This window comes from Bacillus sp. KICET-3 (genome assembly GCF_033261025.1).
In the GTDB taxonomy this organism is placed as follows: Bacteria; Bacillota; Bacilli; order Bacillales; family Bacillaceae; genus Bacillus; species Bacillus sonorensis.
Genome location: NZ_CP137345.1, coordinates 148,390 through 165,207, shown reverse-complemented (window position 1 = coordinate 165,207; position 16,818 = coordinate 148,390). Strand labels below are relative to the sequence as shown.

Sequence of the window (16,818 nt, the reverse complement as noted above, 5' to 3'; positions counted from 1 at the left end):
TATGTTCTATCAACTATTGAACTTGGAGTGGCTGAAACTAAAAAATTCAAAAATCTGGTTTATCGTGCTCTCCAGTCCAGCCCTTTCCGCTGTCATCGGTTTTTTCCCGCTCTTCAGCATTGGCTCGAGCAAATGGCTTGCACTGAGCACACAAATGATCCTTACGCACAGTGCGCTGTTTTTGCCATTGTTGACAGGTGTACTTGCCGCTCTACTGTGCAGTAACGAGCATGCCCACGGCGGATGGAAGCAGCTGTTGACCCTGCCGGTGAGCAGGGTTCAAGTGTACGCTGCCAAATATGTCATCATCATGATCTTGCTGCTATTCACGCAGCTGTTTTTCCTGATCGGCGTCTGGTTTGTGGGAAGCGTTCAAGGATTCGGCTCTCCGTTCCCCTGGTACAGCCTGGTCATGAGCTGCCTTATGGGATGGCTGTCGTGCCTTCCGCTTGCCGCCCTTCAGTTTTGGCTTGCGACCTATTTTAAAAGCTTTGCCGGTCCAAGCACCGTCAATGTAATGCTGACATTGCCGGCTATCCTCATTGCCAACTCGGAGCTGTTGGGACCTCTTTATCCTTGGTCTCATCCAATGCTCAGCATGACACAGGCTTTTTCAGCTGCTATGGGCGGAGATGCTGGCTTTTTGGCGAATGAATCAGCTTTTTATCCGACGCTGATTGTCAGCTTCGTTGCATTCATCGGCGGCGGTGCTTTATATTTTCACAAAAAGGAATGGACATAGAAATTGATCAATGGGGGACAGGTATGAATGCAGAAAACAAACAGAAAAAAAAACTGACGAACCGGCTTCCGGAATGGCGGGCGCGCACCAAGATGACCCAGCAGCAATTAGCGGAACGGGCAGGTGTGAGCAGGCAAACAATCATCTCAATTGAAAAAATGAAATACACCCCTTCCCTCACGCTCGCATTTGAAATTGCACATGCGTTCGGCTGTTCGATCGATGATGTATTTGAATACAAAAAAGAAGATGTGTAACGAAATAGAAAGGAGCGACGATTCTTGATCATCGAAACGAAAGGCGTGACGAAAACATACAACCGCATCGATGTCGTGAAAGATGCCGGTTTGCTGGTTCCGGAAGGAGAAGTATACGGATTCCTCGGTCCTAATGGCTCAGGAAAAACAACGATGATGCGGATGTTGATGGGCTTGATCCGCCCCGATTCCGGTGAGATTCTTGTGTTTGGAAATAGAATGCCTGATAACCGGATTTCAATTCTAGCCAAGACGGGCGCCCTGATTGAAAAGCCCTCCTACTATGAACATCTGGACGGACGCGATAATTTACGTATACTGGCCACCCTGCGCGGAATCTCAGACAACAGGGCTATCGACTGGGCGCTTGAAAGAGTCGGTCTGCACCGCGTCGGGTCTAAAAAAGTAAAGTCATATTCACTCGGCATGAAGCAGCGGCTAGGCATTGCCAGCGCGATTCTTCACAACCCCAGGCTCCTGCTGCTCGATGAGCCGACAAACGGATTGGATCCTGAGGGGATCCATGAAATACGGGAGCTAATCCGCGAACTGCCGAAAAAAGAAGGTGCCACTGTTCTTGTATCGAGCCATCTTCTTGGAGAGGTCGAGCAAATGGCAAATCGGATAGGTGTCATTTACCATGGAAACCTTCTGTTTCAAGGAGAAATGGCGACATTGCTCTCCGATCAAAAATCTAGTTGCATCATCCGCTCGACTGAAAGCGGAAAAATCATCGATATTCTGCGCGAACATGGCTTAGAGACCCGCATTGACCGGGCCGAGCAAGTGCAAGTTTCTGGAGCAGTAAAAGACAAAATAGAAGGCATTTTGATTGAAAATGAAATAACCGATTTTCATATAAACGAATCTCCAGGGACGCTGGAAGAAGCCTATCTACAGCTAATCCGTTCCTCCGAGGTGTCTGTATGAAAAGCGTTTTTGCAGCCGAGTGGCGGAAACAAAGGCCGGCAGCCCTCCTGCTGCCATTATGTTCCGGACCGCTCCTGATTTTTGCGGCCTGTTGGACAGTGATGCTCTATTTGACAAAAAACGGGCGAACCGCGGAACAGGCCTTCACCGTCCTTTATGAGCTTTGCACCTTGACTTGGAGCTATCTCATCATCTTTGTGGTGATGATGTTCACCTTGTTAGTGAGCGGGGTTGAGCACAAATCGGGAATGTGGCCCGTTCTCCTTTCCACTCCGCATGCAAAGTGGAAGCATTTTTTTGTAAAAGTTATTCTAGCCACCTTACTTGTCCAGCTATTCGGTTTGATCCTGTGGCTGCTGATGGGCGGACTAGGCTTCATATTCGGAGAGACATTCCCTGAACCATTGCTCTACACGGCATTTCTGTTTGCACTTCCTTTTGTTGTCTTTCAGACGTCTGCATCAGTCGTGGTTGAAAATCCGTATATTTCCGTCAGCATCGGGATGGCGGTTTTCCTCTTTCATGCTGTGCTGCCTTATTGGTGGCTCCCATGGGGGCCGCTTGCTGAACTGTTGCAGGCCGGAACACAGGCAAACAGCTTATTACCAGTTCTCATGCTGGTGTCGACACTGGGGTACGGCATGTTATCTTTACTGACTTTTTACCAAAAAACTTTTTCTTCCGGAGGTGAGTGAAATGGCAAGCTTTCAGCAGGCGTTTTCGGCAGAATGGATCAAAATTAGAAAAATGAAAATCTGGCTGATGATCATTATCCTAGTTGCCCTGCCTGTCATCTACGGATGGATTATTCATACAAAAATCATGATTGGAAAGTACGATTACAATGAGGCGAATTCTTGGCAGATGCTGCTGATGATGACCCAGATGTTTTATGGTACGGTCTTCTTTCCGATTATCATCTCCCTGATTACGGGCACAATGTCCAAATACGAAAAACAAGCAAACAATTGGGAGCATTTGCTGATGATTCCTGCAAAGGGAACAGTGTTCTTTTTAAGCAAGATGGCTTGGACCGTAATCATCATTCTGTCCGCACAATTGCTGATGTTCGGTTTGCAGATTGTCCTTGGCTATGCTTCTGGATATACGGACCAAATCCCGATAGGCACTTACTTATCGGCCGTAATCCTTGGAACGGCCGGGGCAATCAGTCTCGGAACGCTACTGTTCTATTTTTATCTGCGAATGAAATCCGCTCGGACGGCCCTGATGATCAGCATATTCTTAAGTTTCCCCTCCTTCTTGGCCTTTTCGAACAATACGGACTCGTTGATTCCAGTCCTTTATCCATGGGCACTGCCGCTCTATGGGATGACAAATGTATATGCCGGCACCGACAGGCTGGCAGTATTTTTTATCGTCTGCGTCGCGATGACAGCGATCTTCTCGCTGCTCAGCATTAAAAAGTTGAATAACAGAACCTTTTATTCATGATAGCCTGATAAAAAAGCCAATAAAAACTACTAACTTCTCGGCAAATTCAACATGTACGGTAGGCTGGGAGGAAAAATCATGAACATAAAACGAATTCACATATTATTATTGTGCCTGCTCGTCGTGATCGTCTTTGCCCTGCCCGGGCAGGCTTCCGCTAATAACAGTCAACTTGATAGATATACGATTTACCTAGAGAGCCCAGCCCATCACGATGATTGGGTGAAGACACTTATTGAACGAAACATAAAACTTGTATACTCAGTCGAAGAAATCGGGCTTTATCAGATAGAAGGCAGACAAAAAGAGGTTCAAGAACTGGCGGCTGAAATAAACTACATAAACAGCCATAACCAATCTGTAGCCATGCAGCCTGCCTCACTGCATAACACTGCTCCGGCGGAGGCGACGATATTTGGGGGCACCCCTACTCTATGGGACGACTTCCAATGGGATATGAGAAAAGCGACCAATAATGGACAGACTTATCAAATCACCGAAGGAAGCAAAAACACAATCGTGGGTATCATTGATTCCGGAATTGACATGAACCATCCAGATTTGAAAGAAAACATCCTCTCCGTCCGAAACTTTGTGCCTAAAGGGGGACTGAGAGGACAGGAACCATATGAAAAGGGTGATATAAACGACAGCACAGATTACCTGGGACACGGAACATTTGTAGCCGGTCAAATTGCGGCAAATGGATTGATGAAAGGGATCGCACCAGAAACAGGAATCAGATCTTACAGAGTATTCGGCGGGAAAAGCGCTGACACAGTCTGGATTATTGATGCGATCATCCAAGCGGCGATCGATGATGTCGATATTATCAACGTCAGCTTCGGTACATTTCTTGTAAAACAAAATCGGAAGAACAAACAAATGCCTGATACGGATGATCTGGCTGAAATTAAAGCTTTTAAAAAAGCAGTCTCGTTTGCCCATAAAAAGGGCAGTGCCGTTGTAGCCTCAATTGGAAATGAAGGCCTTGACTTGAAAGACAAAAATGCCGTATTTGAATATTGGCGAAGTACCAAACAGGAGGACTTATCGGCAGACGGCAAAGTCATTTTGATTCCGGCCCAATTGCCGAATGTCGTCACCGTTTCCTCAATAGGTCCAAGCGGAATGAGATCCGTCTTTTCCAATTATGGAAAAAATGTCGTCGACATTGCAGCCGATGGAGGCGATCTCCGTCTTTTAAATGAAGTGGGCGAGGATCGATATTACGGAGAAGGACTGTTCAGGCAGGAATACATTCTCGGTGCAGCTCCCGGAGTAACCTATACATTCTCAATAGGCACTTCGATCGCGGCCCCAAAAGTATCCGGCGCTCTGGCCCTTCTGATTGATCAGAAACAATTGCATGACAAACCAGACAAAGCTGTTAAAATCCTGTTAAAAAATGCTAATCGGAACGCTGACAAAATAGACACCGGTGCGGGAGTATTAAATGTCTATCGAGCATTGACTGATTGAGTGTGCGAAACTAAAAAGTTTCCCCCTTCCCTTTGAAAAAGCAAAAGAACTCATCGGTTCTTTTGCTCTTTTTATAGCTGGACCATTATTTTAAGCCCGTTTTCACACATCATCCGGGGGCTATACCCTCTCGCTGCCCTCCCTCTCCTCAACAGCCTCAATAAACGTTTACAGCTCCGCTAAGAGGTCAAAGGACCAAGCACAACCAAAAACCCATTAAACCATTTTCAGAAGGCTGAGAACCGTCTTTTAAAGGCTTTTCTATGTCTGCTATCTTATACAATCGTCGTGGCTTCCAATCAAATGATTTGAGAGCATTTAACATGCTATATTTACGTTTTTAAAACTGAGGTGCACGGGCACGTTCTTTTATTCGCATCGCGAGTCAGAAGTCGAGCGCGTTTTTAGAATTGAACGGTATTCCGGATCTGCTTCAAGTAAAAATGAAAAATAAACGCCGGAAAATCCAATTAACCAGTTTCCTTTTATGCAGTTTGAAGCCCGATTTTCAGGAGAAGGAAAAGTCCGAACAGATAAAGAGAGGTGAGGCAATGAATGGATTGTTTCAATATAATTGGCAGGTTCGCAATGAAGGGTTTGACTGGTGCTTGCATCAGTCACAGGAGGAACTCGAAAAGAGGCGTTCAGGCGGTATGGAGAGCATTTTGATAAACCTGTTTCATATTGTCGATGTTGAGGTGAGCTGGATCTACGCCATTTTATAAAAGCCAGACTTCAACCCTAATTTTTCCGATTACAAGACGATTCAGCAAATCATTGAAAAATATCGCCCCGAAGAAGTTGAAAACGTGGTTTTCGAATTTACCAGCGCAGCCGAAAAAAACTGGTTAAAGCGTCTTGGTCTGAAGAAGCATACACGCAAGGTGATATTTTAAGGCACTTGATCGCCCATAAAATTCACCATATCGGACAAATTTCTGTCTGGGCAGGGGAGATGAACAGTGTTCCGGTATCCGCTTCGTATGTAGAACGGCGGATTTCTAATGATACACGTGAATGAGGAGAGCTAAAGAAATAGGCTCTTGGTTGAGTTGCCGCACTCATTACTGCTCTCCAAACCTACTTCATAATAACGGGTGCAGCTGTGAAAAAGGTGCATTTAGCTAATAAGAATACATCGGATATTAAATATACCTAAATGAAGCTTCATCTTCACAAAATAACAATGGGTAAGTATTAAGGAAGTCTAGCAGCGCTTAGTTCACTCTGATATACAAATCCCACTAAAAGAAAAAAGGTGTGGTCAAAGCTCTTTTCAGACATAAAAAACCCCCAAGCATAAAGCTTGAGGGTCTTTGAAACGCCATAATTAACGTTTTGAGAACTGAGGTGCACGGCGTGCGCCTTTAAGTCCGTATTTTTTACGCTCTTTCATACGTGCGTCACGAGTCAGAAGACCGGCACGTTTTAGAGTTGAACGGTATTCCGGATCTGCTTCAAGCAAAGCGCGGGCGATACCGTGACGGATTGCTCCAGCTTGACCAGATAAGCCGCCTCCATGTACGTTTACTAAAACGTCATAAGTACCAGCTGTTTCAGTCAAAGTCAATGGTTGTTTGATATCTTCGATTAGAGCTGCAGATGGGATGTGTTCGCTGATTTCACGATTATTAACGACGATACGGCCTTCTCCTGGAACTAAACGCACACGCGCTACAGAGCTTTTACGACGGCCAGTACCGTAATATTGAACCTGTGCCAAATTGGTAACCTCCTTTAATTAACCGCGAAGTTCGTAAACTTCAGGTTTTTGTGCTTGGTGTGGATGCTCAGAACCACGGTATACGTTCAATTTTTTGAACATTTGACGACCTAGAGAACCTTTTGGAAGCATGCCTTTGATCGCAAGCTCAAGCATTTTCTCAGGGTAGTTCGTACGCATTTCAAGAGCTGTTCTTGATTTTAATCCGCCTGGATGCTGAGTGTGGCGGTAGTAGATTTTGTCCGTTAACTTTTTACCAGTTAACTCGATTTTTTCAGCGTTGATGATGATCACATGATCTCCAGTGTCAACGTGTGGTGTGTAAGTTGGTTTGTGTTTTCCGCGAAGGATAGATGCAACTTCTGTAGAAAGACGTCCTAGCGTCTTGCCAGCAGCATCAACAACTAACCACTTGCGTTCGATATTACTTGCGTTAGCCATAGGTGTTGTACGCATTAAATTTCCCTCCTAAATGGATCTGCCATTTTCAATAAACTTCAATTACGTTCTATTTCAAAACACAATAAGTTTCCGGGGCTTATCGTGGGGTTGAAATACATACCATATGATATCTTATAACTTTCTGTACTCGCTGTCAAGAAAATGTTACACCTGGTTTAGTTGTCATAGATGACGTTCCATAAATACAACCCATGAGCCGGTGCAGTGCGCCCCGCCGCATCGCGATTTTTGGCAGCGATCATCTTTTCGATATCATCGGGTAAAAATTTGCCGGTACCGACATCAAGAAGCGTTCCGGCAATAATTCTGACCATGTTGTACAAAAATCCGCTTCCGACGATCCGCATTTGCAGACCGTCTTCGGTTTCAGACCATTCAAGCTCATATATCGTCCTGACTTTGTCCTTCACCTCGGTTTTGGCCGTGCAAAAGCTTGTAAAATCATGGGTGCCGACTAAATGTTGTGCTGCTTTTTCCACCATTTGCAAATCGAGCTCATATGGAACATGATATGCATAATGCCGTTTAAACACATTCAGGTGTCTGCCCCTGTAGATCATATACCGGTATTCCTTTTTTTTGGCGGAAAATCTCGCGTGAAATTGATCATCGACGGCCTCCGCTTTGGTTACCGCTATATCATCCGGGAGAAGGGCATTTAAAGCATACGGCCATTTTGTTTCAGGGATGGAGAGCTGGGTGTCAAAATGAATCGTCTGTCCGACCGCATGAACACCGCTGTCTGTCCTTCCGGATGCCACGACAGGGATGCGCTCCTTTGACTTGTGGAGGGTCTTTAACGCCCGTTCCAGCTCGTCCTGAACGGTTCTTTGCCCCGGCTGCACCTGATAGCCGTAAAACAGATGCCCGTCATATGAAATGGTGCACTTCATTCTCATCACATATCACCTAAGTCCGCAAGAGGATTAATAAAACGGCAAGAGCGGCTAACAAGAGGAGAACGGAAGTATCCTTCCATTTCCACGTCAGCTGCCTGTATTTCGTGCGGCCTTCCCCTCCCCGATAGCCGCGCGCTTCCATGGCCGTCGCCAGTTCTTCGGCTCTTTTAAAGGCGCTGACAAACAGCGGCACCAGAAGGGGCACGATCGCCTTGACGCGGTCTTTCAGCGGGCCGCTTGTGAAATCTGCGCCTCGCGCCATTTGCGCCTTCATGATCTTATCTGTCTCTTCGATAAGGGTCGGTATAAATCTCAGCGAAATGGACATCATTAAAGCGAGTTCATGAACGGGAAGCTTCAGCTTTTTAAACGGACCGAGCAGATGCTCAAGCCCATCGGTTACTTCGATCGGTGTCGTCGTCAATGTTAACAGCGTCGTGATGACGATCAAATAAATAAACCGAAGCGAAATAAAAATCCCCTGAACAAGTCCCTGCTCATAGATTTTAAACAAGCGAAGATCGGCGACTACGGGCCCTTCTCTTGTCATTAGGATGTGGAGCAGAAACGTAAACAGCACGATCCAGACAACCGGCTTCATGCCTTTTAAAAGGAAGCGGACCGGCACGCCTGATAAAGCGGCCGCAAGAACCGTGAACACGCCAAGCAAAGCGTAGGTTAATGCATTGTTAGCAAAAAAAACGATAAAGACAAAAAGAAAAATGGATAACAGCTTCGTACGCGGATCAAGACGGTGAATGACAGAGGAACCCGGGACATACTTGCCGATAATGATACTGTCCATCATAGGGCATTTTCCTCCTGAAAGAGTGCTTTGATTTCAGAAGCTGCGTCTTCAATCGTCAGGATGGGCGCTTTGAACGTAATGCCAAGCGTCTCTTCAAGCCGTTTTTGAAACTTAATCGTTTCCGGCAGATCAAGACCGAAAGCGGCTATTTCATCCCTTTTGGAAAAGATCTCCCGCGGGGTTCCTTTGGCTTTTACAGTGCCTTTATGCATCACGATAAGCTCATCGGCGTAGGCTGCCGCATCCTCCATACTGTGTGTGACAAGAATCGTCGTCAGCTTTTTCTGCTTATGAAGATCATAAAACATATCCATAATCTCTTTGCGGCCTCTCGGGTCAAGACCTGCAGTCGGTTCATCAAGAACGAGAACCTCGGGTTCCATCGCCAGCACTCCCGCGATTGCCACGCGTCTCATTTGTCCTCCGCTCAGCTCAAACGGTGACCGGCCTGACACCTCTTCAGGCAAGCCAACCAGATTCAGCATATCCCACGCCTTTTTTTCCGCTTGTTCCTGGCTCATGCCAAAATTAACGGGACCAAAGGCAATATCCTTCAACACCGTTTCTTCAAAGAGCTGGTGCTCCGGAAATTGAAAAACGATGCCGACTTTTTTTCTGAGGGCTTTGAGCTGTTTGTTCTTTTTGCCCGCTTCAATTACGTCGTCGCCAAGCCGAATCTGTCCTTTCGTCGGCATTAGCAGCCCGTTCAGATGCTGAAGCAAGGTTGATTTTCCCGACCCTGTATGCCCGATAACGGCGACATACCTTTCTTCCTTGATCACGGCATTGATGTCGTAAATCGCCAGGCGTTCAAATGGCGTTTTCATCTGGTATCGGTGTTCTACATCTTTGATCGCAATGTCCATAGCTCATTCACCAATCCTTCTTGTGTCAGATGATCGCCCTTTACAGCAAGCCCCTTTTCTTTTAAGAGCTGGCCGAGCTGATAGGAAAAAGGCAAGTCCAGTCCGATGTCAATCAGGTCTTTGTTGAGGCGGAAAACTTCCTCCGGAGAACCCTCGGCATATTTCTTTCCGCCGTTCATGACAATGATCCGGTCCGCTTTCGCCGCCTCGTTTAAATCATGGGTTATTGAAATGACTGTCACCATTCCTTGGTCTTTTAACCGTCTGACCGTTTCCAGCACTTCTTCTCTCCCCAGCGGATCAAGCATTGAAGTGGCTTCATCAAGAATCATGATGTCAGGCCGGGCGGCAAGCACTCCCGCAATCGCAACACGCTGCTTTTGTCCTCCTGAGAGATGGTGCGGCTCTTGATCGAGAAAGTCCTGCATGTTTACCTGTTTAACAGCCCAATCCACCCTTTCCACCATATCTTCTCTTGGAACTCCGTTGTTTTCTAAACCAAAAGCCACATCATCGCGAACGGTTGTCCCGACAAATTGATTATCGGGATTTTGAAACACCATGCCGACTTTTTTTCTGACATCCCAGACCGTATCTTCCGTCAGCTTGATGCCGGCGACTTCAATCGATCCTTCATCAGGCAGGATCAGGCCGTTCAAAGTACGGGCAAGCGTCGATTTCCCGGAACCATTGTGCCCGACAATCGCCAGCCATTCCCCTTTTGAAACATGAAAAGATACATGATCAAGCGCAGGTCTTTCCGCTTCTTTTTGATAACGGAAGGTGATATCCTCTACAGCTATTAATCGCTCTTGATTCATTTGCCCGTCCGGCCTCCTCTCATCTAAAAACTCCGCTGATCTGACTAGTCGTTCAATCTAAAAAAAGGGCATAGATCCAGTTAAAAACTGTCCCGCCCTTCTTTAGACACACAATATATGTGATTAAACCAATTCGATGATAGCCATTGGTGCTCCGTCACCACGGCGAGGACCAAGCTTCATAATGCGTGTGTATCCGCCTTGGCGCTCTTCATAGCGAGGTGCTACATCAGAGAAAAGCTTTTGAAGTGCATCTTGGTTTTTCTCTGCGTCCGCTACCTCATTGCGGATGTATGCAGCTGCTTGGCGGCGTGCGTGTAAATCTCCGCGCTTGCCAAGTGTAATCATTTTTTCTACAACAGAGCGAAGTTCTTTAGCACGAGCTTCTGTTGTTTCGATTCTTTCGTTGATGATCAAGTCTGTTGTAAGATCACGCAGCATTGCTTTACGCTGTGCACTAGTGCGTCCTAGTTTTCTGTATGACATGTAGTGTCCCCTCCTTTATTGAAATACTCTATCTGAAATAAAAAACACACGAAAATCCTAGTTCACATTGAAACTAGTCAATCGTCTTTGCGAAGGCCAAGTCCAAGCTCTTCAAGTTTCGCTTTCACTTCTTCGAGTGACTTGCGACCCAGGTTGCGGACTTTCATCATATCTTCTTCAGTCTTGTTCGCAAGCTCTTGAACCGTATTAATGCCCGCACGTTTCAAACAGTTGTAAGAACGAACGGAAAGATCAAGCTCTTCAATTGTCATTTCCAGAACTTTTTCTTTCTGATCTTCTTCTTTTTCAACCATGATTTCAGCATGCTGGGCTTCGTCGGTCAAACCGACAAAAATATTAAGGTGTTCAGTCAAAATCTTTGAACCAAGCGCAATCGCTTCTTTTGGTCCAGTGCTTCCATCTGTCCATACGTCAAGCGTAAGTTTGTCATAGTTTGTAATCTGACCCACACGAGTATTCTCAACTTGATAAGATACACGAGAAACAGGTGTATAGATGGAATCAATCGGGATGACGCCAATCGGCTGATCGTCTCTTTTATTCGCGTCAGCTGGGTTGTACCCGCGACCTCTTTGAGCGGTTAAGCGAACTCGGAAACTCGCGTTTTGGCCAAGAGTCGCAATGTGAAGATCAGGATTCAAAATCTCAACATCACTGTCGTGGGTAATATCAGCAGCCGTTACAACTCCTTCACCCTGAACATCAATCTCAAGCGTCTTCTCTTCTTCAGAGTAGATTTTCAGTGCAAGTTTTTTAATGTTTAAGATAATCGTTGTAACATCTTCAACAACGCCTTCGATCGTCGAAAATTCATGCAGTACACCATCTATCTGGATCGATGTTACAGCGGCACCAGGGAGTGAGGATAAAAGGATACGACGTAAGGAGTTACCCAAAGTTGTACCATATCCACGCTCAAGTGGCTCTACGACAAATTTACCATACTTGGCATCGTCGCTGATTTCAACCGTTTCGATTTTTGGTTTTTCAATCTCGATCATTTCATAAAACCCTCCTTCAAAACGTCGAAACCCCGGAAAGAACTTCTCTGATTCTATCCGAAATTCCCCATTGTTTAGTCCCGTATGTGCTCAGGCAACGAGTGTGCATTCGTTTTATAAATTAACTGTATCATAACCCATTATTGACAGGGACACAAAATCTATACAAACAAATTACACGCGGCGACGTTTTGGCGGACGGCATCCGTTATGAGGAACAGGTGTTACGTCTCTGATCGCTGTTACTTCAAGTCCGGCAGCTTGCAGCGCACGGATTGCAGCTTCACGGCCAGAACCTGGTCCTTTAACAGTAACTTCAAGAGTTTTAAGTCCATGTTCGATAGAACCTTTAGCAGCTGTTTCAGCAGCCATTTGTGCAGCGAACGGAGTGGATTTACGAGAACCTTTAAATCCTAGAGCTCCGGCACTTGACCAAGAAATAGCATTGCCATGAACATCAGTGATTGTAACAATCGTGTTGTTGAAAGTTGAACGAATATGAGCGATTCCAGATTCAATATTCTTTTTCACGCGACGTTTACGCGTGTTTGATTTACGAGCAGCAGCCATTGATTAATTACCTCCCTTGCTTATTTTTTCTTGTTAGCTACAGTACGACGCGGACCTTTACGAGTACGCGCGTTATTTTTAGTATTTTGACCGCGAACAGGCAATCCGCGACGATGACGAATTCCGCGGTAGCTTCCGATTTCGATCAGACGTTTGATGTTAAGAGACACTTCACGGCGAAGGTCACCTTCAACTTTCAATTTGTCGATTACGTCACGGATTTTACCAAGTTCCTCTTCAGTTAAATCACGAACGCGAGTGTCTTCAGAAACACCAGCTTCTTTTAACACTTGCTGAGCCGTTGTACGGCCGATTCCAAAGATGTATGTTAATGAAATAACAACACGCTTGTCACGTGGGATATCTACACCAGCAATACGAGCCATCTCTCTCGCACCTCCTTAAAAATTATCCTTGTTTTTGTTTATGCTTTGGATTTTCACAGATCACCATTACTTTTCCTTTTCTGCGAATGACCTTGCATTTTTCACAGATCGGTTTAACTGATGGTCTCACTTTCATGTGTTTCCAACCTCCTTCAATTTCCGGAGTGCTTTATTTGTAACGGTACGTAATTCTACCACGAGTTAAGTCATATGGAGATAATTCTACCGTAACTTTGTCTCCAGGTAAAATGCGAATGAAGTGCATGCGGATCTTACCGGATACATGAGCCAAAACCGTGTGGCCATTTTCAAGTTCAACTTTGAACATTGCGTTTGGCAGCGTTTCGACTACAGTACCTTCCACTTCAATTACATCGTCTTTCGCCATTCAAGTGTTCTCCCTTCTTCAAATCAGTAACTTGCTCTCTGACAAATTTCAATAGAGAAAACCTCAATTTTCCATTTGTCACACGCCCAGTTTCGTTTATACTGTTCTGAACTTCCGGAGATACGCAATCATAAAAGGTTAAATGATTGATATTCTTTTTCTTAGGAGAATGAAATTTACGCTTTTCTCCGTCTGCTACCAGCACATGATGATGATCGAATATTCCAATGACAATTGCGTATTGGTCCAATTCGCGACCTCGTATAATACGAACGAACTGTCCAATTTCAGGCGTTTTCCGACTCATCTCATTCACCTAGGCTTTTGTCAGTATATCAAAACCTGTCTCCGTAATCGCAATCGTGTGTTCAAAATGAGCACACTTTTTCCCGTCCACAGTAACAACCGTCCAGTTATCAGCCAGTGTTTTGACATACCGGCTGCCTGCGTTGACCATCGGTTCAATGGCCAAGACCATGCCAGGCTTTAACCGCGGGCCTTTGTTCGGCGGACCGTAGTGAGGAATTTGCGGATCCTCATGCAGATCCTGACCGACCCCGTGTCCGACATATTCCCTAACAACTGAAAAATGTTCGCTTTCGACATACGTTTGTATTGCGTGGGAAATATTCGACAAACGTTCACCCGGTTTTGCTTCCTGCAAGCCCCTATATAAAGATTCCTCTGTCACGTCCAGCAGCTTTTGATCATCATCGCTGATCGTTCCTACTGGATAAGTCCATGCAGAGTCACCATGATAACCGTTTAGCTTCGCACCGATATCGATGCTGATGATGTCTCCGTCACGAAGCACCCGGCTGCCCGGAATACCGTGAACCAGTTCTTCGTTGACCGAAACGCAAATGCTCCCGCGAAAACCATTATACCCTTTAAAAGATGGGATTGCACCCTGCTTCGTAATAAAACGTTCGGCAATTTGATCCAATTCTTTTGTCGAGATGCCGGGTTTAATGTGCTTTTTCAGCTCCTGGTGAGTTAAAGCAACAATCCGGCCCGCTTCACGCATGATTTCGATTTCTCGGGGAGTTTTACAAATAATCATTTGTCCAGGCCTCCGAGAAGCTTTCTTATATCAGCGTAAACTTCATTGATGTGCTGTTGCCCGTCAATGTTTACGAGATATCCTTTATCCGCATAAAAATCGAGTAAAGGCTGAGTTTGCTTCAAGTTAACCTCAAGCCGTGTGGAAACGGTAGCTTCATTATCATCTGCGCGCTGATAAAGTTCTCCTCCACACTTATCGCATACATTTTCTTTTGCAGGCGGATTAAAGACTAAATGATATGTTGCACCGCAATTTTTGCAGATTCTGCGTCCGGTAAGACGTTCCATCAATGCATCTTTATCGACTTGAATATTGATGACATGATCAATCGACTTGCCTAGTCCTTTAAGAATTTCCTCAAGTGCTTCAGCTTGTGCGACTGTTCTCGGAAATCCGTCCAGAAGAAAACCCCGGTCACAATCATTCTTGCCAAGTCTCTCCCTGACAATACCAATCGTCACTTCATCAGGAACAAGCTCGCCTTTATCAATGTATGATTTGGCTTCAAGTCCCAGATCCGTTTCTTCTTTCATCGCAGCGCGGAACATGTCTCCTGTTGAGATATGAGGTATCCCAAAATCGTCAACAATCCGTTCAGCCTGTGTTCCTTTACCGGCTCCAGGCAGTCCCATTAAGACTAAGTTCATTTTGGATTCCCCGTCCTCTCTATTTTAAGAGGGAATGGGCCCATCCCATTTCCTCTAGTGCTTCATAAATCCACGATAGTTTCGTTTCACCAGCTGGCTTTCAAGCTGCTTCATTGTTTCGAGTGCTACACCGATCACGATCAGCAAACTTGTTCCGCCAATTTGTGCAGAAGAAGGCAGCCCAGCAATATTAACGAACAAGACAGGAAGAATGGCAATCACGGCCAAAAATATGGAGCCGACAAATGTAAGTCGATACAAAATGCTCGTAATTCTATCCTGAGTCATTTTTCCTGGACGAACTCCCGGAATATAGCCACCTTGTTTTTTAAGATTATCGGCCATTTGTTCAGGGTTCACCTGGACAAATGCATAGAAATAGGTAAAGGCAATAATCAATGCTGCATAGATTGCCATTCCGACCGGATGCGTGTAATCAAACGTTTTTTGAATCCAGTTCGTTACATCATTGGAGCCAAAGAATGATGCCACAGTCCGCGGCGTAATGATAAACGAAACAGCAAAGATGACTGGAATGACACCCGCCGGATTGACCTTCAGCGGCAGATGTGTAGACTGACCGCCGGGAGCAGGTGAACGGCCTGAACCTTTCGCATATTGAATTGAGATTTTTCTAACTGCCTGTTGGATAAAAATAACGCCAACGACAATCGCCAAAATCGCAAGCAATATAATGACAACCTTTAAGATTTGCATGAACAGCTGATCTCCAGCATCTTCAAACTGCTGAACGTAGATCTGATTGATCGTCTGCGGAATGCCGGCAACGATCCCAGCAAAGATGATGATGGAAATTCCGTTGCCTACTCCATGGGACGTAATTTGTTCACCCAGCCACATTAAAAAAGCAGTTCCAGCAGTCAGAACAATCGCAATGGTCAAATAGGTGCCGACTCCCGGGTCACTGATTAACGCGCCGCCGGCCATGTTATTAAACCCGTAAGACATACCTAAAGCCTGGATAAATCCAAGAACGATTGTGAAGTACCTTGTGAACTGAGCTAATTTTCGGCGACCAACTTCCCCTTGCTTCGACCATTCCGTAAACTTCGGAACAACATCCATCTGCAGAAGCTGAATGATGATTGAAGCGGTGATGTACGGCATGATCCCCATCGCAAGAATGGAGAAGTTGTATAATGCACCGCCGCCAAATGTGTTTAGGATCCCAAATACGCTCATTTGATCCTGTGCCTTCAGGACATCTGTATTTACATTCGGCACAGGAATGAATGAACCGAGACGAAAGACGATAAGCATTAAAAGAGTGAAGATAATCTTATTCCGAATATCCTTCACACGCATAAAATTGGAGATTGTCTTAAACAAGTTAGATCACCTCAGCTGTACCGCCAGCAGCCTCAATTGCTTGTTTAGCAGAAGCGGAGAATTTATTGGCTTTAACAGTTAATTTTTTTTCTAATTTACCGTCGCCAAGAATTTTCACTCCAGATTTCAACTTGCTGATTACACCTGTTTCCAGAAGAAGTTCAGGAGTAACTTCCGTCCCTTCTGCAAAGCTGTTGAGTTTGTCTAGGTTGACCACAGCGAATTCCTTGCGGTTGATGTTTGTAAAACCGCGTTTAGGAAGACGTTGGAATAAAGGCATTTGTCCACCCTCGAATCCAGGACGTACACCGCCGCCAGAACGAGCGTTTTGACCTTTATGACCTTTACCAGCTGTTTTACCGTTACCTGAACCAATACCACGACCTACGCGGTTGCGCGTTTTGCGTGAACCTTCTGCGGGCTTTAATTCATGAAGTTTCATTAGGACACCTCCTTAG

Annotated in this window: 23 protein-coding genes and 1 pseudogene; 7 read left to right on the top strand and 17 right to left on the bottom strand. The window is 45.5% G+C overall.

Annotated features, from left to right (window positions below; translation table 11 throughout):
* The first annotated feature begins 1 nt into the window (after position 1).
* The 7 genes and pseudogenes from R5H20_RS00965 to R5H20_RS23480 all read left to right on the top strand — a co-directional run bounded on the left by R5H20_RS00965 (position 2) and on the right by R5H20_RS23480 (position 5,887).
* A complete protein-coding gene (locus R5H20_RS00965) occupies positions 2 to 742 on the top strand; it encodes an ABC transporter permease (RefSeq protein ID WP_006640352.1) in 741 nt (246 codons plus the stop codon).
* A 23-nt stretch (positions 743 to 765) separates the two neighbouring features.
* Complete coding sequence (locus R5H20_RS00960; protein ID WP_006640351.1) at positions 766 to 999, top strand: helix-turn-helix transcriptional regulator; 234 nt, start codon at positions 766 to 768, stop codon at positions 997 to 999.
* A gap of 24 nt (positions 1,000 to 1,023) precedes the next feature.
* Positions 1,024 to 1,929 carry an ABC transporter ATP-binding protein gene (locus tag R5H20_RS00955; protein WP_006640350.1) on the top strand — a complete coding sequence of 302 codons (906 nt, stop codon included), beginning with the start codon at positions 1,024 to 1,026 and terminating at the stop codon, positions 1,927 to 1,929.
* A complete protein-coding gene (locus tag R5H20_RS00950) occupies positions 1,926 to 2,624 on the top strand; it encodes a hypothetical protein (protein ID WP_006640349.1) in 699 nt (232 codons plus the stop codon). The genes R5H20_RS00955 and R5H20_RS00950 overlap by 4 nt, the downstream gene beginning before the upstream one ends.
* A gap of 1 nt (position 2,625) precedes the next feature.
* Positions 2,626 to 3,384 (top strand): ABC transporter permease, encoded by a 759-nt coding sequence (locus tag R5H20_RS00945; RefSeq protein WP_006640348.1) that lies wholly within the window; start codon positions 2,626 to 2,628, stop codon positions 3,382 to 3,384.
* A 78-nt stretch (positions 3,385 to 3,462) separates the two neighbouring features.
* Entirely contained in the window at positions 3,463 to 4,866 is a 1,404-nt protein-coding gene (locus R5H20_RS00940; RefSeq protein ID WP_006640347.1) for a S8 family peptidase, read from the top strand.
* A gap of 551 nt (positions 4,867 to 5,417) precedes the next feature.
* Positions 5,418 to 5,887, top strand: a pseudogene (locus R5H20_RS23480) (DinB family protein).
* 309 nt (positions 5,888 to 6,196) lie between these two features.
* Here the strand turns inward: R5H20_RS23480 and rpsI are convergent.
* From rpsI to rplO, 17 genes are all read right to left on the bottom strand, one after another.
* Positions 6,197 to 6,589 (bottom strand): 30S ribosomal protein S9, encoded by a 393-nt coding sequence (gene rpsI, locus R5H20_RS00925; protein WP_006640345.1) that lies wholly within the window; start codon positions 6,587 to 6,589, stop codon positions 6,197 to 6,199.
* A gap of 18 nt (positions 6,590 to 6,607) precedes the next feature.
* The gene (gene rplM, locus R5H20_RS00920; protein WP_003178393.1) at positions 6,608 to 7,045 is read right to left on the bottom strand and encodes a 50S ribosomal protein L13; all 438 of its coding nucleotides are present in this window, start codon (positions 7,043 to 7,045) and stop codon (positions 6,608 to 6,610) included.
* A gap of 161 nt (positions 7,046 to 7,206) precedes the next feature.
* Positions 7,207 to 7,950: a tRNA pseudouridine(38-40) synthase TruA gene (gene truA, locus R5H20_RS00915; protein WP_006640344.1), complete on the bottom strand. Its 744-nt coding sequence runs from the start codon at positions 7,948 to 7,950 to the stop codon at positions 7,207 to 7,209.
* Between the two features lie 10 nt (positions 7,951 to 7,960).
* Entirely contained in the window at positions 7,961 to 8,758 is a 798-nt protein-coding gene (locus tag R5H20_RS00910) for an energy-coupling factor transporter transmembrane component T family protein (RefSeq protein ID WP_029418437.1), read from the bottom strand.
* Positions 8,755 to 9,624, bottom strand: a complete 870-nt coding sequence (locus R5H20_RS00905) for an energy-coupling factor ABC transporter ATP-binding protein (protein ID WP_006640342.1) — start codon at positions 9,622 to 9,624, stop codon at positions 8,755 to 8,757. Before R5H20_RS00905 ends, R5H20_RS00910 begins: the two co-directional genes overlap by 4 nt.
* The gene (locus R5H20_RS00900; protein WP_006640341.1) at positions 9,600 to 10,445 is read right to left on the bottom strand and encodes an energy-coupling factor ABC transporter ATP-binding protein; all 846 of its coding nucleotides are present in this window, start codon (positions 10,443 to 10,445) and stop codon (positions 9,600 to 9,602) included. The genes R5H20_RS00905 and R5H20_RS00900 overlap by 25 nt, the downstream gene beginning before the upstream one ends.
* A 123-nt stretch (positions 10,446 to 10,568) precedes the next feature.
* Complete coding sequence (rplQ, locus tag R5H20_RS00895) at positions 10,569 to 10,931, bottom strand: 50S ribosomal protein L17 (protein ID WP_003178384.1); 363 nt, start codon at positions 10,929 to 10,931, stop codon at positions 10,569 to 10,571.
* Positions 10,932 to 11,008: 77 nt separating this feature from the next.
* Positions 11,009 to 11,953 (bottom strand): DNA-directed RNA polymerase subunit alpha, encoded by a 945-nt coding sequence (locus R5H20_RS00890; protein ID WP_006640340.1) that lies wholly within the window; start codon positions 11,951 to 11,953, stop codon positions 11,009 to 11,011.
* Positions 11,954 to 12,127: 174 nt separating this feature from the next.
* Positions 12,128 to 12,523, bottom strand: coding sequence for a 30S ribosomal protein S11 (rpsK, locus tag R5H20_RS00885; RefSeq protein WP_006640339.1), 396 nt, complete (start codon positions 12,521 to 12,523; stop codon positions 12,128 to 12,130).
* A 20-nt stretch (positions 12,524 to 12,543) separates the two neighbouring features.
* Positions 12,544 to 12,909 (bottom strand): 30S ribosomal protein S13, encoded by a 366-nt coding sequence (rpsM, locus tag R5H20_RS00880; RefSeq protein ID WP_006640338.1) that lies wholly within the window; start codon positions 12,907 to 12,909, stop codon positions 12,544 to 12,546.
* A 22-nt stretch (positions 12,910 to 12,931) separates the two neighbouring features.
* The gene (gene rpmJ, locus R5H20_RS00875) at positions 12,932 to 13,045 is read right to left on the bottom strand and encodes a 50S ribosomal protein L36 (RefSeq protein ID WP_003156543.1); all 114 of its coding nucleotides are present in this window, start codon (positions 13,043 to 13,045) and stop codon (positions 12,932 to 12,934) included.
* 33 nt (positions 13,046 to 13,078) lie between these two features.
* The gene (infA, locus tag R5H20_RS00870; RefSeq protein WP_003178377.1) at positions 13,079 to 13,297 is read right to left on the bottom strand and encodes a translation initiation factor IF-1; all 219 of its coding nucleotides are present in this window, start codon (positions 13,295 to 13,297) and stop codon (positions 13,079 to 13,081) included.
* On the bottom strand, positions 13,275 to 13,604 hold the full coding sequence (locus tag R5H20_RS00865; protein WP_006640337.1) for a KOW domain-containing RNA-binding protein: 330 nt from the start codon (positions 13,602 to 13,604) through the stop codon (positions 13,275 to 13,277). The genes infA and R5H20_RS00865 overlap by 23 nt, the downstream gene beginning before the upstream one ends.
* A gap of 9 nt (positions 13,605 to 13,613) precedes the next feature.
* On the bottom strand, positions 13,614 to 14,360 hold the full coding sequence (map, locus tag R5H20_RS00860; protein ID WP_006640336.1) for a type I methionyl aminopeptidase: 747 nt from the start codon (positions 14,358 to 14,360) through the stop codon (positions 13,614 to 13,616).
* The gene (locus R5H20_RS00855) at positions 14,357 to 15,010 is read right to left on the bottom strand and encodes an adenylate kinase (RefSeq protein WP_006640335.1); all 654 of its coding nucleotides are present in this window, start codon (positions 15,008 to 15,010) and stop codon (positions 14,357 to 14,359) included. The genes map and R5H20_RS00855 overlap by 4 nt, the downstream gene beginning before the upstream one ends.
* Before the next feature lie 54 nt (positions 15,011 to 15,064).
* A complete protein-coding gene (gene secY / locus R5H20_RS00850; RefSeq protein ID WP_006640334.1) occupies positions 15,065 to 16,360 on the bottom strand; it encodes a preprotein translocase subunit SecY in 1,296 nt (431 codons plus the stop codon).
* 1 nt (position 16,361) lies between these two features.
* Positions 16,362 to 16,802, bottom strand: a complete 441-nt coding sequence (gene rplO, locus R5H20_RS00845; RefSeq protein WP_003178364.1) for a 50S ribosomal protein L15 — start codon at positions 16,800 to 16,802, stop codon at positions 16,362 to 16,364.
* Between the last annotated feature and the right edge of the window lie 16 nt (positions 16,803 to 16,818).